This window comes from Butyrivibrio sp. FCS014, from assembly GCF_000526935.1.
Taxonomy (GTDB): domain Bacteria; phylum Bacillota; class Clostridia; order Lachnospirales; family Lachnospiraceae; genus Butyrivibrio.
Genome location: NZ_JAHA01000019.1, coordinates 400,230 through 424,334, shown reverse-complemented (window position 1 = coordinate 424,334; position 24,105 = coordinate 400,230). Strand labels below are relative to the sequence as shown.

Sequence of the window (24,105 nt, the reverse complement as noted above, 5' to 3'; positions counted from 1 at the left end):
TTGTGCTAGAATAATCTCTATGGAAAAAAGTTTAGGGGAACATAAATTTAATATAATTCAGGCTCTTTTCGCCTCGGCTCTTGTCATGGCATTATTTGTCGTACTTTCTGTTTTCTGCAGGATCACGCCCTTTGGAGATAATACCTTCCTTATGGGGGATCTGAAAAGGCAGTATGTTGACTATTATGCCTACTTAAGGACCATCATGAGCGGAGAAAATAACGGGGTATACTCTTTTTCAACAACCCTGGGCTCCGGCATCGTAGGTTTTTTTGCCTATTATCTTTCCAGTCCTTTCCTTGTACTTTTGAATCTCTTCCCTCAGACTGCAGTGCCTGTGGGTATCAGTGTGATAATCTGCCTCAAGCTTATGGTGGCAGCCTTTGTCATGGAAATGTTTCTCCAGCGATTTGTAAACGGCGACGGGATTCTTCTGTGCTCGGTATCATGGGCTTTTTCGGGATATCTCTTTGCCCACAGCATGAACATGATGTGGATGGATGTTGTGATAATGCTTCCTCTTGCGGTATGGGCTCTGGAGCATATCCTGGATAAAAACAGGAAGGCTCCTTATATCATCGTCCTCTCATTGATGCTTCTTTTCAACTATTACATTACTTATCAGGTGCTTCTGTTCCTGGCTATGTGGACGGTTGTGAGGGTAATTGTTCGAGATGATGACCGCAAATTTCTGCAGATGTTTCGCGTATTTGCAGCTACAGTCGCCGGTATTCTGATAGACGGCATGCTGCTGCTTCCAACAGCCCTGGAACTGATGAACAGCCCCAAAGACATAGCTCAGCTTGGGCTTAGACTCACCGGCAAGAATCTTGATCCTGTCGATCTCTTCTCCAAGGCCATAAGCTGTGCTTATGACGCCCTGGAAGCCAGGTCCGGCTATCCTCAGATATTCTGCGGCGTGCTGCTTATTTTTCTGCTTGTGCTTTATTTTCTGGACAGAAAGATCCCCCTTCGGGAGAGGCTGGGGATGCTTGCTCTGTTTTTCGTGCTGTTGGTTTCTTTTTGCTTTGATATCCTGAATCTTGTGTGGCATGCCGGCATGGAGCCTTCGGGTCATCCCTACAGACAGGCGTTTCTGTGGACTTTCATGGTTGTTGTCTGCAGCGCCAGAGCTCTTGTTGGAATAAGGGACAGTCTGTATTACCGCAGGATCATTGGCATTTTTGCTATGATGAGCATCCTGCTGATGCTGGTGGCAAGAAAAGGATATGATCACGCCCCGAAGGAAACCATAATTCTGAATTTCGCCCTGGCAGGCGTATATTCGCTGATGCTGTGCCTCCTTATCCGTTTTGAAGCAAAAGACTTAAGAAAGCTCACCGCGGTAATGCTAGCGGGGCTTTTTGTGGTGAATATGGGGGATCTGGTGCTCAATGCCAGATACACCTACCATTTCCAGTCCGCCAATGCGGAAACGGCGTCGTTTTTCTCCGAGGCGGTCAGGAACAACCTTGCCGCAGTTAACTACATAAAGGGAAAAGACAGCTCTTTTTACCGAATGGAGAACCTGGACCCCAGACAGCAGAATGACGCGCTCCAGTACAATTACAACGGTGTGACCCACTACAGCTCGGCCGGGATGATCTATGTGCGCTACTTCCTGCAGAGGCTCGGTTTTAACGACGACGGGCTGTACACCGCTTACGGCCACGACAATACGGCACTTGCGGATATGCTTCTCGGAATCAGATATGTGATAGACGACAACTCTGTAAATGCACACAGTGACTATGAGAAGATATATGATGCTGCGGTTTCTGCTTATGAGAATCCCAGGCCCCTTTCTGTGGCTGTAGAGACAACAGACTTTGACCTTTCAAAGATCATCGACCCGGACAACAACGAACCTGATGCGGATCTTATCCATGTTCCGAAGATGGACGCCTTCAGTCTTCAGGAGGAGGTTCTTTCAAGAATTCTGGGAAAAGAGACATCGGTATTTGAACCGGCTAAGGTCCAAAGCAGCGACATCATAAAGAGCGACAACAACAAGTATTACATAGACCATGCGATAACTCCGGCCCGGGACGGTGAGCTCTATATGTACCTGGATGGCCTTATAGGCGCCGCAGAAGGGCTTTCAGTCTACGTGGACGGGGAGTTTCTGACAACCTACGGAAACGCCTCCTGTGTCAAAATCTTAAACCTTGGATACAGAAGCGCCGGGGATCACATCCTTGTCAGGGTCGAAGGAGAAAAGAAGAGCGATTACCTGGGAGAAGCGAAGTTTGTCACAGAGAATACGGATACGCTAAATGCCGCTTTTGATGAGCTAAGGGAAAAGAACAGCGTGATCACCAAGAAGTCTTCTTCAAGGCTGTTCATAGAAACAGGGGAGTGCAACGGCATTTTTACCACGATACCCTATGAATCCGGATGGAAAGTAAAGGTGGACGGAAAAGAAACAGAGCCGATTGCCGTATACGACTGTTTTATGTACATCCCGATAGAAGAAGAGGGAGAAAGCCACATTGTGACCATGGCTTTTGCTTCGCCCGGACAAACTGCGGGATATGTAGTGTCAATCCTGGGAGTTATCCTTACGGCATCCCTGATAATACCTGAGATTTTGAAAAAAAGAGCTGAAAAAACCGGTAAACAGGCATAAGAAAACCACCTCGCAAGAGGTGGTGTTTTTTTGGGAGGAGGGGTTGCCTAGTGGGGAACCAGACAACCCGTGTATGAAAAAAAGTATTGTTGGGGGTTCAGAAGTTATGTTCTTCTGATGAGATTATATTATCCGTTAAATTTAGACAAACTATGTCAGAACTCTAAATTATATATAATCTATTATTAAGAAAGTATTAATGCAAAAGCACCCACGGGGGGACGTGAGTGCCTGCAATTTTCTTATGAGGGGGGAAAGTGAAGACGGCGGATCCGCGAGTGTGACGGATCTTCAATGCACGTTCATCACTAACTTGAGTTTAGTTTATCACTCAATTGTGTCCATATTGTGAAAGAATATGTTATATTTTGTGTTTTCTTGTAAAATTTTCGTAATATTTAAAATATATCAATTTTTATTGATAAAAAACTGATAATTTTCAAAGATTATGCTTGTATACACGCGCACATTTTTGGTAAAATGTACGTGAGGGAAAGACAAGTGTCTTTTAGTCGTGATAATCTTGATGAATATTAATCAATTGGAGCGATTTTAACCTGATATACTTGACATAATGTAATATCGAACGTACACTAAACGAAGGCTTGCACGTTTCATTCAACGAAACGTGTGCTATAGGAAGATCATCTTCGGTGCAATGACGTACGGGCAAGTATGTGATTGCATTTCTTTTTTATAATTTATTGCTTTAGCACGTTGAAGTTTCAACGCTTTGCGGGGATGATAATCCATAGCGCCTGAATTATTTAGAAACGGGTTGGAGAAACGTATGAATACTAAGACTTTGATGTACATTGTTAAGAGAATTTTTCTGGCAATCGTTACGATCTGGGTGGTTATTACTGTAACATTCTTCGTAATGCATGCAGTTCCCGGCGGTCCCTTCATTGGTGAGAAGGCCGTCAGCGAATCTGTTATGGCTGCCATGGAGGCCAAGTACGGACTGGACAAGCCCCTTGGCGTTCAGTATCTGACATATCTTGGAGATGTTGTTACGAAGTTTGATTTTGGCCCTTCTCTCAAGCAGAAGGGAAGAACAGTTAATGCGATCATCTTTGACGGCATGAAGACCTCGGCTAAACTTGGTCTCATTGCTGCTCTTATAGCTCTTGTCAGCGGAGTTATTCTTGGTTCTGCAGCAGCTCTTCGCAGAAACAGACTTATCGACAGAATTATCATGATCATAACAACGGCCTTTGTATCAATGCCTTCGTTTATTATGGGATCTCTTTTGCTGATTGCCTTTGCCATCAATCTGAAGTGGTTCCCCGCAAACGGAGCATCCAAGAACGGACTTGTTCTTCCGGTTCTGACGCTGTCTCTTTATCCTATGGCTTATATCACAAGGCTTACAAGATCTTCAATGCTTGAGGTCCTTGGACAGGATTACATCAGGACAGCCAAGGCAAAGGGTGTTTCCGGAGTGAAGATCATTTTCGGACATGCACTTAAGAATTCACTTATTCCTGTAATCACATATTTTGGACCGATGCTTGCAGGTATCGTTACCGGTTCACTGGTTGTTGAGCAGATCTTTGCTGTTCCCGGAATAGGACGAGCATTCGTAAACAGTATCACAGGTCGTGATTATCCTCTTATTATGGGAACCACAATCGTTCTTGCAACACTGATCGTTATCATGAACCTTATCGGTGACATTATGTATAAGGTAGTTGATCCGAGAATCACACTGGAATAACTTCCTTTAAAAAATACAGATTGGGAGAGTTTAAAAAATGGATATCAGCAAGTTAAGCGCACAGGTTAATATGGATGATTTCATTCCTGCAACCGACGAAGAAAAAGAATATATGGTGCAGATGCGTCCTTCATCTACATTCTTCAAGGACTCCGTAAAGAGACTTCTTAAGAACAAGGTGGCGACGGTTTGCTTCTTTATCATTGTGATCATAGCTCTGGCAGCTATCTTCATTCCTATGTTCTGGCCCTATTCCTACGACAGCATGCTGGGAATGACACCCGGTAAGCCCGTAGATAACAGCTTCAAGGATCTTCGCCCCTTTGAGTACGGCAAATCCGAGCTTAAGAGAATAGCAGCAGGAGAATCAGTTGTTCCTCACATCTTCGGAACCGATTCTCAGGGTCGTGACTATTTCATCCGTGTGGTTTACGGAACACGTATTTCACTGGCAGTAGGTTTCTTTGCCAGCCTTATCGTACTTATCATCGGTATGACCATCGGTTCCGTTGCAGGTTATGCCGGAGGCGCTGTTGATCTGGTGATAATGCGAATAGTAGATATCATCTATTCACTGCCTGACATGCTTATGGTAATTCTTTTATCATCAGTGCTGAAGGTGGTTATGGAAGGAGCCCTGGACGGGACGGTCCTGGCCAAGATAGGCTCCAATATCATAAGTTTGTTCATAGTTTTCGGAGTTTTGTACTGGGTATCAATGGCCAGACTTATAAGAGGTCAGATATTGTCTCTTCGTGAGCAGGAGTATGTACTTGCTGCTGAGGCTGCAGGCGCCAAGGGAAAATGGATCATTTTAAAGCACCTTATTCCCAACTGCTTCTCGGTCATCATTATTTCTACAGCACTTCAGATCCCCAGCGCGATCTTCACCGAGAGTTATCTTTCATTCCTTGGACTTGGTGTAAATGCCCCCATGCCATCACTTGGCTCCCTTGCTTCTGATGCGCTCAACGGAATTTCATCTTATCCATACAGACTGATCATTCCGGCAATTGTTATCTCTTTGATAGTTCTTTCACTGAACCTTTTCGGTGACGGACTCAGGGATGCATTTGATCCTAAGCTTGATACTTAAGAAACTTCATTTCTTAAGTAAGAAATGCACACTCGCGCGAATGGAAACAGTTGCCTGCGGCAACCGCGCCGGGCGCGAGAATTTCGCAAGCGAAATTCTATTATAAATCGGAGGCACTATCAATGAATCTTTTGGAAGTAAGAGATCTGCATACCTCATTCTTTACGGATGCCGGTGAGGTAAAGGCAGTTAACGGTATATCTTTTGACCTGGACAGGGGAAAAGTTCTGGGAATCGTAGGAGAGTCGGGAAGCGGCAAGTCGGTAACGGCATACTCGATCATGCAGATACTGGCAGGCACCGGCCGCATCGTATCGGGTTCCATCAAACTTGACGGACAGGAACTTGTGGGTGCGGGTGAGAAGGTCATGAAGACAGTCCGCGGAAATAAGGTTTCCATCATTTTCCAGGACCCCATGACATCCCTCAATCCTACTTATACTATCGGACATCAGCTTATGGAGGCTATTCTCCTCCATACAGACAGAAATAAAGAACAGGCCCGTGAAAGAGCTATCGAGATGCTTAAGCTCGTTAACGTGAATGAGCCTGAAAAGAGAATGAACCAGTATCCTCATGAGTTCTCAGGTGGTATGAGACAGCGTGTTATGATCGCCATGGCGCTGGCCTGTGAACCGGATATTCTTATTGCGGATGAGCCCACAACAGCTCTTGACGTAACCATTCAGGCCCAGATCCTGGATCTTATGAAATCACTTCAGGAAGAGCTGGGAATGGCCATTATCATGATCACTCATGACCTTGGTGTTGTGGCTCAGATGTGTGACGAAGTAATTGTTATGTATGCAGGCTCCATCTGTGAGCAGGGAACTGCCGATGAGGTGTTCTATAATCCCTGCCACGAATATACTAAGGGACTTCTTCGTTCAATCCCTACAGAGGGTAATGACGGTCAGAAACTGGAGCCCATCTCGGGAACTCCCATTGACCTTCTTAACATGCCCAAGGGATGCCCGTTTGCTCCAAGATGTGACAATGCTATGAAGATCTGCCTCAGAGAGAGAGCTGAGCGTATGCAGATAAATGACGATCATGCGGCAGGCTGCTGGATGAATGTGAAAAAGCAGATGGAAGGCGGTGAAAAAGCATGAGCGAGAACAAAAACCTTGTTGAGATAAAACACCTTAAGGAGTATTTCAACGTTAACGTTGGATTCTTTAAGACCAAGCCGCTTAAGGCGGTAGATGATGTCTCTTTTACCATTAAAAAGGGAGAGACCCTTGGCCTTGTAGGAGAGTCAGGTTGTGGTAAGACCACTGTGGGACGTACGATCCTCAATCTCTATAAGCCCACGGCAGGTGAGATCTGGTATGACGGCAAGCTCATCAAGACCAAAGAAGACATCCATGAGTTCAGGAAAAAGGCCACCATGGTTTTCCAGGATCCCTATTCCTCACTGAACCCCAGGATGACAGTATCAGACATTATCGGAGAGCCTCTTGATGTACATAATCTGTGCAGCTCCAAGGAGGAGAGAAGAGAGCGCATCCTTGAACTTATGAACTACGTCGGACTTAACTCCGAGCATGCATCAAGATATGCTCATGAGTTCTCCGGCGGACAGAGACAGAGAATCGGAATTGCAAGAGCTCTTGCGGTTAATCCCGAATTTATTGTCTGCGACGAGCCTGTATCAGCCCTTGACGTTTCAATCCAGGCGCAGGTTATCAACATGTTTGACGAACTCCAGGACAAGCTGGGTCTTACATATCTGTTCATTGCCCACGATCTTCTGGTTGTGAGACATATAAGTGACAGAATTGCGGTTATGTACCTTGGCAAGATGGTTGAGCTGGCGGATGCCAATGAGATTTACGACAATCCTCTTCATCCCTACAGCAAATCACTGATCTCCGCAGTGCCTATTCCGGATCCCAAGATTGCAAGGGCCAATAAGCGTATCGTTCTTTCCGGCGATATTCCAAGCCCTTTGAATGCACCTTCCGGATGTCCTTTCCGTACAAGATGCCCTTATGCGGATGAGGCTTGCGCAGCTTCAATGCCTGAGTTTACGGAAGTTAGCAAGGACCACTTCGTGGCCTGCCACCATATTGAAGACGTATCCAAGATCCAGACTAAGATCGTCCTTAACTAAACAGTTTTTTAAGAAGTACTTCAGCTATGATAAAATGGTAAAGAATATGGTGAAAACCGTATTTTTTATAAATCACATTCATAATAAGGAGGAAAATTATGAAAAAGAAGTTAGTTTCTTTAGTACTTGCATCATGCATGGTACTGAGCCTTGCTGCTTGCGGCAACAGCGCTACAACTGAGGCACCTGCATCAACAGATACTCAGGCTACTGAGGCAGCACCTGCTGATACAGCAGCTGACACTCAGGCAGAGGCACCTGCAGCTGAGCCTGTAGGAGAGCAGACAATCAATGTTTGTCTTGCATCTGAGCCCGCATCACTTGATCCCGCTCTTAACTCTGCAGTAGACGGTGCTACACTTATCAACCACCTCTTCTCAGGTCTTGCAAAGTGGGGCCTTGATGCCAGCGGCAACCTTGAGCTTCAGCCTGACTGCGCAGAGGAGCTTGTTGAAGGTGTTACCAATGATGACGGTACAGTAACTTACACCTACACACTTAGAGATGGCCTTACATGGTCAGACGGACAGCCTGTAACAGCAGGTGACTTCGTATTTGCATGGAACCGTGCAATCGCTCCCGAGACAGCAGCTGACTATGGCTACATGTTCGAGGTTGTTGACGGTTATGAAGACGGCACACTTAATGTAAAAGCTATTGATGACAAGACTCTTGAAGTAACTCTTGCAAATACAGTAGCTTACTGGGATGAGCTCCTTGCATTCCCTACATACATGCCTGTTCGTGAGGACGTAGTTGCTAACGAAGCATGGGCTACAGATCCTTCAACATATGTATGTAACGGTGCTTACACAATGACAAGCTGGGATCACAACTCCCTGATCACCATCACAAAGAACGATAACTTCTATGATGCTGATAAGGTAACAATGAACGAGATCAACTTCTACCTTTCAGATGATGCTAACAACCAGCTCGCTAACTTCGAGAACGGTGACTGGCAGATGATCGATGACGTTCCTACAAACGAGATCGCTTCTCTTAAGGAGAAATATCCTGATGAGTTCGTAACAGCAGGTCAGCTTGGAACATACTATGTATGCTGGAACGTAAATGAAGAGATCCTTCCTGCATCAAACACACTTACAGGTGCAGACAAGGTTAACGCTGAGAACGAAGTTCGTAACGCACTTGCACTTCTTATCGACAGAAACTACATCGTTAACGACGTAGCACAGGGTGGACAGGTTCCTGCTTCTTCATTCGTAGCTATGGGTCTTACAGATGCTGACGGATCACAGTTCTATCAGAACGCAGGCGGAAACAGCTTCACAGGTTACTATGATGTAACTGAGGATGCTTACGAGTCAAACTGGGAGTCAGCTCTCGAGACACTTAAGAAGTACTACACATTTGATGATGCAACACAGCAGTTCACAGACTTCCCTACACTTACATACCTCTACAACACATCAGAGGGACACAAGGCAATTGCTGAGGCTATTCAGGCTACTTTCGCAGGTATCGGCATCACAATGAACCTTGAGAACCAGGAGTGGGCTACATTCCTTGATACACGTAAGGCAGGTAACTACTCAATCGCTCGTAACGGTTGGCTTGGTGACTACAACGATCCTATTTCATTCCTTGATATGTGGACAACACAGTCAGGTAACAACGATGTTCAGTTCGGTAAGGGCGACAACGCTAACGTTAAGGCTTACTCACTTGACATCACAGATCTTGGATATGACACAAAGGTTGAGAACGGCACATGGGCTGAGACATATGATGTTATCATCTCAGACATCAAGACCTGCACAGACACAAAGACTCGCTATGAGCTTATGCACAGAGCTGAGGACCTTCTTATGTCAACAGGCTGCATCTGCCCTATCTACTACTACACAGATCTTTACATGATCAGCAGCAATGTATCCGGATTCTTCTCAAGTCCTCTTGGATACAAGTACTTCATGTACTGCACAATCACAGGCTGATTTCGACGTTAGTCTACATCGGACCTGCCTATATGCAGAATTACAAGGGTCGCGCGCAAGCGCGGCCCTTTTTTTGGCATTTCGTTGATTGACGGCTAAAATACAGAAGAATATAATTACTTTTTGGAATTTTACTTATTAGATGTGATTTTTGGGAGGATTTTATGGGATCTCAGGATAAGCTTAAACCAATGCTTTTTTCCAACATGAAGAATTACAGCGGCAAGCAGTTTGCTTCTGACGTTGTGGCAGGTGTGATAGTAGCCATCATAGCGCTTCCGCTTTCCATCGCTCTTGCACTGGCTTCCGGTGTTGGCCCCGAGGAGGGCCTTTACACAGCAATTGTAGCCGGATTTATCATCTCTTTTCTTGGTGGAAGCAGAGTACAGATTGCAGGACCTACAGCGGCTTTTGCCACAATCGTAGCCGGAATCGTGGCTACCAAGGGAATGGAGGGACTGGCTCTTGCGACCATATTCGCCGGAATCCTTCTGATCCTGATGGGTGTCTTCAGACTGGGAACCCTTATCAAGTTCATCCCTTATACAATAACAACCGGATTTACAGCCGGTATCGCAGTTACGATCCTTGTTGGACAGATCAAGGATTTCCTTGGTCTTACTTATCCTGCGGGAACCGTAACAGTTGAGACAATGGAGAAGGTAAAGGCTATTATTGCCAACTTCGGCACCGTAAATTTATCAGCAGTGCTGGTTGGAGTGATATGTCTTTTGATCCAGATTGTATGGCCTAAGGTAAGCAAGAAGATCCCCGGATCTCTTGTGGCAGTACTTGCTGGCATCCTTATGGTTAAGGGCCTTGGCCTTCATGTAAACACCATCGGAGATCTCTATGAGATAAGAGCAGGACTTCCTTCACTGAAGATTCCTTCCTTTGATTTCAGCATGCTCCGCTCCGTGGCAGGAGATGGCTTTACCATCGCAATCCTGGCTGCTATCGAATCTCTTTTGTCCTGCGTTGTTGCTGACAGTATGATCAACAGCCACCACAGATCAAATATGGAACTTATTGCCCAGGGCGCAGGTAATATCGGCTCAGCACTGTTTGGAGGTATTCCCGCAACCGGCGCCATAGCCCGTACGGCAGCAAATATCAAGAACGGCGGAAGAACCCCTATTGCAGGTATGGTTCATGCTCTTTGCCTTGTTCTGGTTCTTGTGGTCCTCATGCCTTATGCAGCACTTATTCCCATGCCTACCATTGCGGCAATCCTGTTTATGGTAGCTTACAATATGTGCCAGTGGAGAACTTTCGTACATCTGTGCAAGACAGCTCCCAAGAGCGATGTGTTTGTGCTTGTTATAACCTTTGTGCTTACAGTAGTATTTGACCTTGTTGTAGCTATCGAGATCGGCATGGTTCTGGCGTGCCTCCTGTTCATGAAGAGGATGAGCGACGAATCCGGGATCCGCGGATGGAAGTACTACGATCCCGATGATGACCCCGACGGCCCCGAGCTTAAGGACATCCCTAAGCATGTTCGTGTGTACGAGATCAGTGGTCCTATGTTCTTCGGAGATGCAGACCTCATCGCACAGATCGGTTTCAAGGATTTCACAAGAGCACTGGTAATCCGTATGCGTGGAGTTCCCGCTATTGATGCCACAGCCATGCACTCTTTTGAGCAGCTTTATGAGAGATGTAAGGCTAACGGCGTGCAGCTTGTATTCTCACACGTCAACGAACAGCCCATGAGTACCATGGAAAAGGACGGTTTCGTAGACCTTGTGGGCCGCGAGAACTTCCAGCCACACATTGATGAAGCCCTGAAAAGAGCTGCAGAGATCTGATACAAATTTTTTCAATACTGATAAATACTGGTCGCCTTCCTTCGGGGAGGCGATTTTTCTTTTGCCTGAGCATCTTTCGGGAAATGAATAAAAAAATACACAATACCACAATATATGGTATAATATTCTTACAAGTCATACAAATAGAGGGGGACCTACGCATGAAGAAGATCTACGTACTGGACACCAACGTTTTGATTCAGGCACCTCATGCTCTTAAGTGCTTTGATGATAACGAGGTCGTTCTTCCGCTGGTAGTCTTAGAGGAGCTTGACACTCACAAGAGGGATGAAGGTGAGCGTGGAGCCAATGTGAGAGAAGCGATCAGGATTCTCGAACAGCTAAGAGGAGCAGGAGATCTGGTTGCGGGTGTGGAGCTGGATAAGGGAGGACTTCTCAGGATTGAGAAGAACTTTAAAGATGTTGAGCTTCCCAGGGATATGTCTGAGTACAAATCCGACAACCGTATTCTCAAGGTATGCAAGGGGCTTAAGGAGAGCAGGAAGGAGCAGGTGATCCTTGTTACCAAGGATATCCTGATGAGGATCAAGGCACAGCTTCTTAACATCAAGGCCGAGGACTTCACAACTGAGCAGGTTGTGGGAGATGGAGAGCAGTACAGCGGCAGAATTGATGTATATGCTCCGGAGGAAATCTTTAAGGATTTCAAGAAGAAAGGAATCCCTGTTGATCAGGTGTACTGTTGTGACGAGGAGGGTAACCGCTGCGAACCTGAACTGTATGAAAATGAGTTTGTTGTTGTAAGAGCTGATCAGTCCACCAACAAGACCCAGATGGGCCGTGTATGCAAGGGCATGATCAGGAAACTGGAATTTGAGAAGAGCCAGCCCTATGGTGTTAAACCAAGAAATGCCGGTCAGTACTTCTTGCAGGAAGCGCTTATGCAGCCCGCAGAAGTTGCTCCGCTGGTAATCGTAAAGGGTATGGCGGGAACTGCTAAGACCTTCTATTCACTGGCTGTAGGACTTGAGAAGATGATCAACCGTCCAACAGGTGAATACAGAAGAATCCTGGTGTGCAGACCTAATTCTCAGTTTGACGATGACATCGGATTTCTTCCCGGCGATGAGCAGGAGAAGATTTCACCTTTGATGAGACCCATTATAGATAACCTGGAGCAGCTCATTGATTCCAATGAAGAAGAGCGCTACAAGGATGAGAAAGAGCTGCAGGGGAAGACCGATGAAGTATTTGAGCGGGGAATTGTTCAGTGTGAAGCCCTGAACTTCATAAGAGGAAGATCCATCCTCAAGACTTACCTGATCATTGATGAAGCTCAGAATATGACTCCCACACAGGCGAAGGGTATCATTACCAGAGCCGGTAAGGACACCAAGATCATTCTCCTTGGTGACCCCAACCAGATAGACAGGCCTTTCCTTGACGAGAGGACCAACGGTTTGTCCTATGCTTCAGAGCATATGAAGGGCAGTCCTCTTGCATGGCAGATTTCCCTGTCTGCCTCGGAATGCGAGCGAAGCCGCCTGGCTATGGATGCCGTCGAGAGGATGAGAGACAAAAAGGGATAAAGTGTATGAAAAAGATAGTTAATAAATATGTGAGCAGGTTTTGTTCTTGAGAACGATTAAATTGTATCAAGCTAGTTAGTCTAATCTAACAAAACTAAATTGCGTAAAATGAGTGCTATTGCATATTTCACAAAAAATGTGTATGGCACTCTTTTTATTATTAAATAATGCTGAAGTTGATGAAAAATATGGATTCTTTATTGACATTTCTTTTCAAAAGGAATAATCTTTATGTGAAAGTTAGCAAAGGGTAACGCAGAAATGCGATAACTGTGCGATTGTGCATTATAAAAATGGTTAGTAATTACTAACACTATTTGAAAGCGAGGTACTGATGATGCCGCTTACAATGGCCGATAACGGGAAACTGGTTAAGATACAGAAGATTACGGGAACCGATGAGATCAAACAGCACATGGCTACTCTCGGGTTCGTTGTGGGAGAAGAAGTTACAATAGTGAATAAGAATGGCGGAAACCTGATCGTAAATGTGAAGGACAGCAGAATAGCTCTGGACAAGAGCCTTGCTAACCGCATACTTATATAATTATCTAAGAGGGAGAAGAGAGCGATGAAGACACTGAGAGATGTTGAGATCGGGGCGACCGCTAAGGTTGTTAAGCTTCACGGAGAGGGACCCACAAGGCGCAGGATCATGGACATGGGACTGACCAAGGGAACTGAAGTGAACGTCAGAAAGGTAGCTCCTTTAGGAGATCCTATCGAGCTTACCGTCAGAGGCTATGAGCTTACAGTACGTAAGGCAGATGCTGAATTTATCGAAGTTGAATAAGATCTGGATTTGAGCTGCATATATAAGAGGATATGCAGTTATTTTTGAGGAATGTGTAAGCATTTGCTAACACGTAAAAGGTTAAGGAGGCAGTAATGGAATTAAAGATTGCACTTGCGGGGAATCCCAACAGTGGTAAAACAACACTTTTTAATGATCTCACAGGAAGCAGGCAGTATGTTGGTAACTGGCCCGGTGTTACTGTAGAGAAGAAGGAAGGAAAACTTAAGGGGGCAGAGTACAAAGATGTTGTGATACAGGATCTTCCCGGTATCTATTCTCTTTCTCCCTATACTCTTGAAGAGGTAGTTTCAAGAACCTATCTTGTTACAGAGAAGCCCGATGCCATCATCAATATCGTTGACGGAACCAACATCGAGCGTAACCTGTATCTTACAACTCAGCTTCTTGAGCTGAACATTCCAATGGTTATAGCTCTTAACATGATGGATCTTGTCCGCAAGAACGGTGACAAGATTGATATAAAGGCTCTTTCAGATGCCCTTGGCTGTGAAGTTGTTGAGCTGTCAGCCCTTAAGGGGGAGGGAACAGATTCCCTTATCAAGAAAGCAGTAACCGCTGCCAAAGCCGGAACAGTTGCTGCCAAAAAGCAGGTGCTCAGCGGCGATGTTGAGGCTGCGATTGTTAAGATTGAGGGTATTCTTAAGGGAAGCTGCGATGAGAAATTCCTTCGCTGGAATGCTGTTAAGGCTTTCGAGAGAGATGAGAAGGCGGTAAAAGAGCTCCATCTTACTTCTGATCAGCTTAAGGCTGTAGAAGATGTGGTAAAAGAGTGTGAGAAGGCAATGGACGATGATTCAGAGTCCATTATCACCAATGAGAGATACAGCTACATTACTTCTGTTACTAAAACGGCTGTTAAGAAGGGCCGTGCTAAGGGAGAGCTTTCTGTTTCGGATAAGATTGATAAGATCGTTACCAACAGAATTCTCGGTCTTCCTATATTCGTACTTGTTATGGCATTCATCTATGCCATTGCCATGGGTGGATGGAGCGTTTCCATCGGAACTATGGCTACTGATTTTACAAACGACGTTATCTTCGGTGAGTGGGTTCCCGGATTCTTTGACACAATCCTTACTGCTCTTCATGTAGAAGAGGGTTCAGTCCTTTACGGACTTATTCAGGATGGTATTGTTGCAGGTGTTGGTGCTGTTATCGGATTCGTTCCTCAGATGCTGGTTCTTTTCCTGCTTCTGTCAATCCTTGAGGATATCGGATATATGGCCCGTGTTGCATTCGTTATGGACCGTATCTTCAGACAGTTCGGTCTTTCAGGAAAGTCCTTCATCCCTTGCCTTGTAGCAACAGGATGCGGAGTTCCCGGTGTTATGGCCAGCCGTACAATTGAGAACGAGCGTGACCGTAAGATGACCATCATGACAACAACCTTTATGCCCTGCGGAGCTAAGCTTCCTATCATCGGACTTATCGCAGGTGCAGTATTCGGCGGATCACCCTGGATTGCAACATCAGCTTACTTCATCGGAATCGGTTCAATCATTCTTTCCGGAATCATTCTCAAGAAGTTCAAGGCATTTGCAGGTATTCCCGCTCCCTTCGTTATGGAGCTTCCCGCTTACCACGTTCCTTCAATCACAGGTGTGCTTCGTGCAACCTGGGAGAGAGGCTGGTCCTTCATTAAGAGAGCCGGCAGCGTTATCGTAGTTTCCTCAGTTATCATCTGGTTCCTTTCAAGCTTCGGATCAGTTAACGGTCACTTCGGAATGGTTGATAATCTCTTTGAGGATGAATCAGTTGTGACAGAGGCTTATGTTGAGCAGCTGGCAGACAGGATGGATGTTCCTGTTGAAGACGTAAATGCAATGGATGCTTCTCTTCTTGCAAATGTTGGAAATGCAGTATCCTTCGTATTCAAGCCCCTTGGCTTTGGTAACTGGAAACCTACAGTTGCTACAGTAACAGGTCTTGTAGCAAAAGAGGAGGTTGTAGGAACCTTCGGTGTACTTTACAATTATGACGATATGGACGGAGAAGATGAGCTTGGCGAGGAAGGTGAGCAGATCTGGGACAGAGTCGCAGCTGATTACACACCTATTGCAGCTTTTGCATTCATGATCTTCAACCTTCTTTGTGCTCCCTGCTTTGCAGCTATCGGTGCCATCAAGCGTGAGATGAACAACGCAAAGTGGACATGGGCTGCAATCGGATACATGACAGGCTGGGCATATGTACTTGCACTTATCGTGTATAATATAGGTGGACTTATTGTCGGCGAAGTTTCCTTTGGAATCGGAACCATCGTAGGAGTCATCCTTCTTGGCGGACTTTTATATCTCATCTTCCGCAAGGGCTACCAGGCCGCTGAGGGCGAGGGAAAAGAGATGGCTGTAAAGATGACAGCATAATGTGCTTTGAAATGATAAGACAGGGCAGTTTTGATGCCTGTCTGATATGGTTTACACAATGAAAGGAGGTGCGATATGGCATCTATTATAGGAAACGCGATAGTCATTATCGCACTGGTTGTAGCCTTGTTTTTTGCCGGGCGCAGCACTTTAAGGCAGTTTAAGCGTGAGCTTTCCGGCGGCGGATGTGCCGGATGCGGCGGAAGCTGCAGCGGATGCTCCGGGTGCTCTGCTTCATCCAAGACCAAAGGATGCAGCTGCAATGCCGGGAGCGGCGCGGCAGTGAAATAAGGAGAATATGATATAAATATAATCATAGCGATAAGGCCCTTCGTATCAGGTGGTACGGGGGGCTTTAATTTGCAGCAAAAACCAATATAATAGATAAGGATACTAATAAAGAAAAGGTGAATGCCTATGGTAGATATATTCGGTACACTTGGGCCTTCCTGCGATGACGAAGAAGTGCTTAAAGCCATGTTTAAAGAGGGAATGACGGGGATAAGGATAAATCTGTCCCATGTCATGCTTGCTGACTGCGAAGAGAGCATAAGAAGAATTCAGAGAGCTGCAAAAGCCATTGGGATCACTCCAAAGATACTTATAGACATGCAGGGGCCGGAGCTTCGAATAGGAGACTTAAAGGAACCGCTTGAGCTTAAAGAAGGCGTCATCCTTCATATCAGACAGGAAAAAGCGTCAGGCATTACCTCAGAAACTGATCCGGATAATGTTATCTGCATAGATCCGAGAATCTTAAGAAAACTATCTCCTGATCAGGAAGTGCTTCTTGATGACGGCAGGATACTGGCCGTAGTGACTAAGGCAAAAGAGAATGCGGCAGAAGCTAAAGTTCTTCTCGGCGGTACACTTAAAGGGCGCAAGAGTGTAGCAATAAAAGGCCTGAATATAGATGATATGCCGGCTTTGACAGAGTGCGATCTTGAGAATTTAAAGTATGCAAAAAAACTTGGAATCACAGGAGTCATGCAGCCATTTGTCAGGAGCGCTGATGACCTTAAAGAGGTCAGAAAAGCAGCAGGGGAGAATCTTAGGATCTACGCCAAGATAGAGAATCTGACAGGAGTTCGGAACCTTAAAAGCTTCCTGCCTTATACGGACGAGATCATCATAGCCAGAGGAGACCTTGGAAATGCAATGCCGCTGTGGGAGCTCCCGGGAGCCCAGAAAAGCATTGCGAAGATCTGCAGGGAGCATAACAAGCCCTTTATGGTGGTGACGCAGATGCTTTTCTCAATGGAGCACAGTAAGGTCCCTACCAGAGCTGAGGTGAGCGACATCTACAATGCTGTGGCTGACGGCGCTTCTTCTGTAATGGTGACCGGAGAGACTGCGGTGGGAGAGTACCCAGTGGAAGTTATCCGCTATCTTTCAAAAACAGCCGGGGCTGCAGCTGATGCTTGTTCAGTTTATAAATGAAAAAAAGAATACACACCACACGGGAGGAAATTATGAGAAAAATACTTGTAGTAATCGACATGCAGAAGGACTTCATCGACGGAGCCCTTGGAACCAAAGAAGCTGTAGCCATTGTGCCGGCAGTTCTTGAAAAGATCAAATCCTACGACATCAAGGATGTCTTCGCCACAAAGGATACCCACCAGCCGGATTACATGAGCACTCAGGAGGGGCATAACCTTCCTGTCGAGCATTGCATCGAAGGCACAGAGGGCTGGGAATTTGACAAGTCCCTGCAGGAGGCTCTTGAAGGCGCCAGAGTTTACAACAAGCCCACCTTTGGCTCAACAGAACTGGCAAAAGATATTAAGGCCATCGCTGACACAGAGGAGATCGAGATAGAGATGGTTGGCCTTTGCACCGACATCTGCGTAGTCTCCAATGCACTTATGCTCAAGGCCTTCATGCCGGAAGTAAAGATCAGCGTTGATCCTTCCTGCTGCGCCGGAGTAACAGTAGAGAAGCACGAGGCAGCTCTTGAGACCATGAGATCCTGCCAGATACAGATGCCCTGAGAAAAAGTGTCCTGTTGGAAACAGGCTTCCAGGTACACCACAACATACAGCCTGTAACAGATATCGCGATTTACCATTTATCCTGCGAGGAGATATATGCCCGATCAGTCAAACATTCGTGAAATTAAATATATGCTGACCGAAGCGGACGGCCCTATGGCTGTCCGCGATATTTTGCGGCATAAACTTAACATGTCCGCCAAGGAGATCACCCGCTGCAAGCAGTTTGAGGATGGCGTTATGGCAGCAGGAGTTGGCGAAGGTTATAGAAAGGCCCTGGTAAAAGACCTCCTGTATCCCGGAGATATTCTGAAGGTCCGGATCTACGAGGACACGGACAATTCATCTGAAATAGTCCCCTCGGATACGCCTATCGACATCGTCTACGAGGACGAGGACATCATCCTTATAAATAAGCCCGGGGACATGGTGGTTCATCCCTCATATGCCCATTTTAAGGATTCACTGTCCAACGCTCTTGCCGGCTACTACCAACGGAGCGGACAAAACCATGTCATAAGGACCATAGGAAGGCTTGACCGTGAGACCTCCGGCCTTATCATCTTTGCCAAGAACCGGCACAGCGCCGCAGTGCTCTCGAACCAGAAGGAGAGCATGTCCAGGAGAAAAGAGTATCTGGCTGTCTGCGATGGCTCTTTTGCTCAAAAAGAAGGAACCATTGACGCACCAATAGCCTCCCGGGACGGCCAGCGCATGGTAAGGGAAGTTCGCCCCGACGGGAAAAGAGCCGTGACCCACTACAAGGTTATCTCGCAGTTTGAGGACTACGCCCTGGTGCGGCTTAGGCTGGACACAGGCAGGACCCATCAGATCAGGGTTCACATGCAATACATGGGCCACCCGCTTCTTGGGGACTATTTCTATGGAAAAGAGATAGCAAACAGCCGCGGCATGATGCGGGCAGCCCTTCACGCTTATCACCTTGAATTCATTCATCCGGTAACGGGACGTGAGATGTCTTTTGACGCACCTCTTCCGCCCGATATGGCGGTTCTTTTGCCGCATAATATCGATGTTTTCTAATTTATAGAAAATTTATTTGCCACAAATGTTTGTAAGTCGTATAAAAGAACAGGTAGTTAAAATAAACCATTTGAGGAGGAATGTATTATGAAAAGGATTATTGTTATGACAATGGCAGGAATCATGGCTTTGTCCATGGTAGCTTGCGGACAGCAGGCAGATACAGCTGCACAGGCTGAGGCAGAACCTGCAGCCGAGACAGCACAGGAAGCGGAATCACAGCCCCAGGAAGTTGTGGGATTGGCAAATCCCTGGCACGACATCACAGAGGAAGAGGCTAGCGCAATAGTGCCCAATCTCTTTAAAGTGCCCGAGGGAGCAGCAAACGTAAAATGGAGCAAATGTGATTCCGAATCTGATGCTCCTGTTCCGGGAGAGCTTGTCCAGGCTTCTTTTGATCTTGATTCTCTTAGCTACACTGCAAGAGCACAGGTTACAGGAGATAATTACAGCGACATTTCAGGTCTTTACTATGAGTGGACTGTAAACGACGAAGTAACACTTGCAAACTGGGCAGATGGTAACATGAAAGGAAACTGTTACCGCTACCTTTCAGATGAAGAGACCGTTGATCTTATCACCTGGTATGACGTTGAGGTGGGAATTTCCTATTCACTTTCAACTTCAGCCAAGGATCTTGACGGATTCGACATCCAGGCGATAGCTGAGCAGATGTATGATGAGACCAAGCAGGCCACATACGGCATGCCTGATGATGAGGAAGAGCATCAGCCCATGGATATCACAGGATGTGATACCTTCACACAGATCGTAGACAAGCTGGGAGACGGACAGGCCTATGCAAATGCAACTATTGGCTCGGAAGATGTTCTTCTGGTAGCCAGCGGAGCTTTTGAAGTTGAGGGCCAGCACCAGGCTATTGATGCAGAGATCTACAAGTACACAGACGGCGCACCTGAGTATGTTGGATACGTTGAGTGTGGCGGAACAGCATATCCCCTTAGCATCAGCAAGGACGGAATGCTCCTTGTAGGATCAAACCACTGGATCAAGAAGTTCACAATGGAGCCCGGTTGGCTGGTTGTTGATGAGGAGGCATCTGTAGAATATGACACCGATGGAGGAGCTACTTACTATCATCACTCAGATATTAGGGATGTAGGAGCAGACGAAAACGGACAGGTAGAGGACGATTCTGTTATGACAGCCCTGTTCGGTGAGTACGATGACTGTGAGATCATCGACTTTGCGGTAGTTTCAAAGTAAAACAATTAAATAAATATTATATAAGCCCTAATGAAAGAGAACCTTTTCTTTGACGAGAAGGTTCTCTTTTTTGGCCTGAATTGTGATATAATATCCGCTGATGTTGATTTTGGAGGAATATTAAATTGGATCAGAAAAAAAGAGGAAACTTCTCCGGCAAGATAGGCTTTGTGCTTTCAGCTGCCGGAGCATCGGTAGGACTTGGAAATATATGGAGATTCCCGTATCTTTGCGCCAAATACGGCGGCGGGATCTTCCTTTTGGTATATATAATTCTTGCGTTGACCTTCGGCTACACCATGATCATCGCCGAGACGGCAGTGGGAAGGGCTACGCAGAAGAGCCCGGTGGGCGCCTTTAACGAACTTGGTAAAAAGAATAAGCTAATGACTGCAGGAGGCTGGATAAATGCCATAATTCCCATACTTATCGTTCCTTATTATTCGGTAATAGGCGGATGGGTGACCAAGTACCTTTTTGAGTACCTGGTGGGAGATATAAATGAGATAGCATCCGACAGCTTTTTTGTAAGCTTTATATCCGACGGAACCGGAGCAGAGCTGTGGTTCATTGTATTTGCAGCACTGACTTTGGGAGTAATATTCATGGGAGTTGAAAACGGTATCGAGAGAGTGTCCAAGATGATGATGCCTGTGCTGGTTGTGCTGGCCATCATAATCTGCATTTACTCGGTAACAAGGCCCGGCGCCCTTAAGGGAGTTGCGTATCTTTTCATCCCTAATATAAAAGACTTTTCGATAATGACGGTGGTTACGGCAATGGGGCAGATGTTCTATTCCCTGTCCATCGCCATGGGAATTCTCATCACCTTCGGCTCTTATATGAAGAAGGAAGTGAGCATCGACAGCTCCACGGTTCAGGTTGAAATCTTTGACACCGCGATTGCCATCCTTGCCAGCCTTATGATCATCCCTGCGGTATTTGCTTTTTCCGACGGAGATCCCGGAATGCTCAAGGCAGGTCCCTCACTGATGTTCATCACAATGCCGAAGATATTTGCACAGATGGGATTTGGCAGGGTCATAGGCGTATTGTTCTTTGCCCTGGTTCTTTTTGCGGCAGTTACCAGCGCCATTGCACTTACAGAGAGCGCTGTGTCCACCTTTGCGGACGAGTTCGGCTGGAGCAGGAGAAACGCGACCCTCTTTATGGCCTTTGTTATGATCGTTTTAGGAAGCCTTTCTTCCCTGGGCAACGGCCCGCTTGCAGGGGTTACGATTTTCGGAATGGGATTTCTTGATTTCTTTGACTTCCTTACAAACTCAGTGATGATGCCTATTGCAGCCCTTGCAACCTGCATTCTTATCTCAAGGTTCATGGGAATTGAAAGACTCAAGGAGGAAGTAGAGCAGGACGGACATCCCTTCGGAAGGAGCCGCATTTTCGGCACCATGATCCGCGTTATCTGCCCGATCTTCATTATGATAATCTTTGTCAGCGCAATACTGAACGTACTTGGATTTATACAGATGTAAACCGTAAAGGAAGCTCACAGATCACAGGGAGCTTCCTTTTTTAATAATGTCTTTTCCGAATTCTGCGGTCAGTTTGGCGGTCATCTCATCGAGTTTTCGCTGTTTCTCCGTATCTGCAGCAGGCTGGTCAAAAGAGCCTGCTTTTGCAGCGCCGGGCTTCTCCGGGCCGGGGATAAGGGCATCGTCAAAGAGGTTGATCTGCTGATAGGAGCCGTCATCAAGCCTTGAAACCCCGACTCCCACAAGCCTTACCACCTCTCCCCGGGAAAAGAGTCCGCTGTCACCAAGAAGCAGTTTGTCGGAGAGTTCCTTTGCATGTTTGCAGATCCTTACTTCATCGTCGATCGAGCTTTCCAGCTGCATCTGTGCGGAATGTCTTTTGAAATTTCCTGTCTTTACTGATACGGTCACAGTCCGGCCAAAAACACCGTCTCTTTTAAGCCTTCTGGAAACGCTGGCAGCAAGGCTCTTAAGCACAGGAATGATCTCCTTGTCGTAGCTGTCTGCTGTTATGTCAGAGGTAAGGGTGGTCTCATTGGAATAGCTCTTGGCATCCTCGTAGCTTATGGAGACTTCCTTGCTTCCTATGCCGTTGGAGGCCGCATAGATATAGGCACCGCTCCTCTCGCCCAGGATGGAGCAGAGCATCTCGGGATCGGCATTGGCCGCATCCCCGATGGTCCGGATACCGATATCGCAGAGCCTTGAAGCCGTGGATTTGCCGCACCCATATAGATCGCCGATAGGCAGCGGCCACATTTTCTTTGGAACTTCCTCAGGGAAAAGAGTGTGTATCCTGTCCGGTTTGGTAAAGTCACTGGCCATCTTGGCAAGAAGCTTATTGTCCGAGATCCCTACATTTACAGTAAAGCCAAGAGTATCTCTTATCTCGTCCTTGATCTTTTTGGCAAGACAGATAGGAAACGGCTCATCAGGTGTTTCAAGGTAGCCGTAGATTTTTTTGCATCCCGAAACATCAAGGTAGGCCTCATCGATGGAAACCTGCTCAACAGAAGGAGAGTAGCGCTCAAGAAGCTCTATGAACTGATGAGAGTATTCTCTGTAGGTGGCAAAATCTCCCTGCACAAGAATGAGGTTCGGGCACTTCTGAAGGGCCTTTACCACAGGCTCTCCGGTGGTGACACCGTATTTTTTGGCAGGGATGGACTTGGCGGTGATGATGCCGTGGCGTCTTTGAACGTCGCCGCCAACAGCGGAAGGTACGGTCCTTAGGTCAATGCTCCCCGGCTCCTCTTTTAGCTTTTTAAGGGCGGACCAGGACAAAAAGGCTGAATTGACATCTATATGGAATATGAACTTGTCGTATTTCTTAAGATCCTGCTTGGTCATTGGCTTTCTCCGTTACTTAATTATAACCTAAATGATTGCTTTTTGGATGAAACAAGGTTAGACGGGATAATTCTAAAATAAAGTTTCAACGCTAATTATTTTTCCGTGAAATTAATATTTTTTTTTTAGAAATTTTTGCCCTTGTTGTGTTGAATAGTGAAAATACATAAGTTACTATGAATATAAGAAAACGGGTACATAGTTTGTAACTGTCGTTTAAAAGTATTTAGGAGTGTGTATTATGAGGAATGTAAAAAGAATTTTAGCGGTAGTACTTACGGGGGTTCTGACCTTCACTTTGATCGCTTGCGGAGCAGCATCTAATTCTGCAATCGACGATCAGGCTGCTGTCAGAGGTTTGGACGAAGGCGCCGGCGAGATCTGGATTGATGATGAGGCCATTGCACTTGCCGGAACTGCAGCATCTTCACAGGCTGCTGTTGACGCCTGCACTGCTGTATTTAACCTCATGAATCAGCAGAGAGCTGCAAGAGGACTTGCAACGCTTACATGGAGCGATGCTCTTACCAGCGCAGCACAGGTTCGTGCGAATGAGATTGTAACAGTCTTCTCACACACAAGACCTAACGGATCTGCATTCTGGACAGTAGACAGTAACGTTCAGTACGGTGAGAACCTGGCTAAGCTGTATCAGTCAGCTGACAGTGTTTATACAGCTTGGATGAATTCACCTACCCACGCAGCCAACATTATGGATGCCGGTTACAAGACAGTAGGCATCGCAGTATGTCAGACCGGTGACGGCAGTTGGTACTGGGCTCAGGAGTTCGGATACTAAAACGAGTAAAGGTTAAAAAAGCACAGCTCTTGCTTGCAAGGGAGCTGTGCTTTTTTTAACTTTTACGACTCAAAACCGTGAGCAAGTAGCACGGTAGTGCGAATTGCGAATGGTTTTGAGGATTGCGAG

At 46.3% G+C, this 24,105-nt stretch carries 19 protein-coding genes; 18 read left to right on the top strand and 1 reads right to left on the bottom strand.

Annotated elements, in window-relative coordinates; translation table 11 throughout:
• Positions 1–19 precede the first annotated feature (19 nt).
• The 17 genes from T456_RS0114820 to T456_RS0114740 all read left to right on the top strand — a co-directional run bounded on the left by T456_RS0114820 (position 20) and on the right by T456_RS0114740 (position 21,827).
• Positions 20–2,629 carry a YfhO family protein gene (locus T456_RS0114820; RefSeq protein WP_024866799.1) on the top strand — a complete coding sequence of 870 codons (2,610 nt, stop codon included), beginning with the start codon at positions 20–22 and terminating at the stop codon, positions 2,627–2,629.
• Between the two features lie 790 nt (positions 2,630–3,419).
• The gene (locus T456_RS0114815) at positions 3,420–4,349 is read left to right on the top strand and encodes an ABC transporter permease (RefSeq protein WP_051465041.1); all 930 of its coding nucleotides are present in this window, start codon (positions 3,420–3,422) and stop codon (positions 4,347–4,349) included.
• 37 nt (positions 4,350–4,386) lie between these two features.
• Positions 4,387–5,445 carry an ABC transporter permease gene (locus tag T456_RS0114810; protein WP_024866797.1) on the top strand — a complete coding sequence of 353 codons (1,059 nt, stop codon included), beginning with the start codon at positions 4,387–4,389 and terminating at the stop codon, positions 5,443–5,445.
• A 122-nt stretch (positions 5,446–5,567) separates the two neighbouring features.
• Entirely contained in the window at positions 5,568–6,557 is a 990-nt protein-coding gene (locus tag T456_RS0114805) for an ABC transporter ATP-binding protein (protein WP_024866796.1), read from the top strand.
• The gene (locus T456_RS0114800; protein ID WP_024866795.1) at positions 6,554–7,561 is read left to right on the top strand and encodes an ABC transporter ATP-binding protein; all 1,008 of its coding nucleotides are present in this window, start codon (positions 6,554–6,556) and stop codon (positions 7,559–7,561) included. The genes T456_RS0114805 and T456_RS0114800 overlap by 4 nt, the downstream gene beginning before the upstream one ends.
• A 98-nt stretch (positions 7,562–7,659) precedes the next feature.
• Positions 7,660–9,522 carry a peptide ABC transporter substrate-binding protein gene (locus T456_RS0114795; RefSeq protein ID WP_024866794.1) on the top strand — a complete coding sequence of 621 codons (1,863 nt, stop codon included), beginning with the start codon at positions 7,660–7,662 and terminating at the stop codon, positions 9,520–9,522.
• Between the two features lie 164 nt (positions 9,523–9,686).
• Entirely contained in the window at positions 9,687–11,333 is a 1,647-nt protein-coding gene (locus T456_RS0114790) for a SulP family inorganic anion transporter (RefSeq protein WP_024866793.1), read from the top strand.
• A 161-nt stretch (positions 11,334–11,494) separates the two neighbouring features.
• Positions 11,495–12,883 carry a PhoH family protein gene (locus T456_RS0114785; RefSeq protein WP_024866792.1) on the top strand — a complete coding sequence of 463 codons (1,389 nt, stop codon included), beginning with the start codon at positions 11,495–11,497 and terminating at the stop codon, positions 12,881–12,883.
• A gap of 334 nt (positions 12,884–13,217) precedes the next feature.
• Complete coding sequence (locus tag T456_RS0114780) at positions 13,218–13,430, top strand: FeoA family protein (RefSeq protein ID WP_024866791.1); 213 nt, start codon at positions 13,218–13,220, stop codon at positions 13,428–13,430.
• Between the two features lie 24 nt (positions 13,431–13,454).
• Positions 13,455–13,676 carry a FeoA family protein gene (locus T456_RS0114775; protein ID WP_024866790.1) on the top strand — a complete coding sequence of 74 codons (222 nt, stop codon included), beginning with the start codon at positions 13,455–13,457 and terminating at the stop codon, positions 13,674–13,676.
• Positions 13,677–13,771: 95 nt separating this feature from the next.
• Positions 13,772–16,066 (top strand): ferrous iron transport protein B, encoded by a 2,295-nt coding sequence (gene feoB / locus T456_RS0114770; RefSeq protein ID WP_024866789.1) that lies wholly within the window; start codon positions 13,772–13,774, stop codon positions 16,064–16,066.
• 75 nt (positions 16,067–16,141) lie between these two features.
• Positions 16,142–16,357 carry a hypothetical protein gene (locus tag T456_RS0114765; protein ID WP_024866788.1) on the top strand — a complete coding sequence of 72 codons (216 nt, stop codon included), beginning with the start codon at positions 16,142–16,144 and terminating at the stop codon, positions 16,355–16,357.
• Positions 16,358–16,483: 126 nt separating this feature from the next.
• Complete coding sequence (pyk, locus tag T456_RS0114760) at positions 16,484–17,506, top strand: pyruvate kinase (RefSeq protein WP_330369792.1); 1,023 nt, start codon at positions 16,484–16,486, stop codon at positions 17,504–17,506.
• Between the two features lie 32 nt (positions 17,507–17,538).
• A complete protein-coding gene (locus tag T456_RS0114755) occupies positions 17,539–18,060 on the top strand; it encodes a cysteine hydrolase family protein (protein WP_024866786.1) in 522 nt (173 codons plus the stop codon).
• 96 nt (positions 18,061–18,156) lie between these two features.
• A complete protein-coding gene (locus T456_RS0114750) occupies positions 18,157–19,104 on the top strand; it encodes an RluA family pseudouridine synthase (RefSeq protein ID WP_024866785.1) in 948 nt (315 codons plus the stop codon).
• 87 nt (positions 19,105–19,191) lie between these two features.
• On the top strand, positions 19,192–20,331 hold the full coding sequence (locus T456_RS0114745) for a hypothetical protein (protein WP_024866784.1): 1,140 nt from the start codon (positions 19,192–19,194) through the stop codon (positions 20,329–20,331).
• A 119-nt stretch (positions 20,332–20,450) separates the two neighbouring features.
• Positions 20,451–21,827, top strand: a complete 1,377-nt coding sequence (locus tag T456_RS0114740; RefSeq protein WP_024866783.1) for a sodium-dependent transporter — start codon at positions 20,451–20,453, stop codon at positions 21,825–21,827.
• A 21-nt stretch (positions 21,828–21,848) separates the two neighbouring features.
• Here the strand turns inward: T456_RS0114740 and T456_RS0114735 are convergent, their stop codons facing one another.
• Positions 21,849–23,177, bottom strand: coding sequence for a DNA polymerase Y family protein (locus T456_RS0114735; protein ID WP_024866782.1), 1,329 nt, complete (start codon positions 23,175–23,177; stop codon positions 21,849–21,851).
• 241 nt (positions 23,178–23,418) lie between these two features.
• Here T456_RS0114735 and T456_RS20365 point away from each other — a divergent pair, with 241 nt between their 5' ends.
• Positions 23,419–23,976 (top strand): CAP domain-containing protein, encoded by a 558-nt coding sequence (locus tag T456_RS20365; RefSeq protein ID WP_024866781.1) that lies wholly within the window; start codon positions 23,419–23,421, stop codon positions 23,974–23,976.
• Positions 23,977–24,105: the final 129 nt, after the last annotated feature.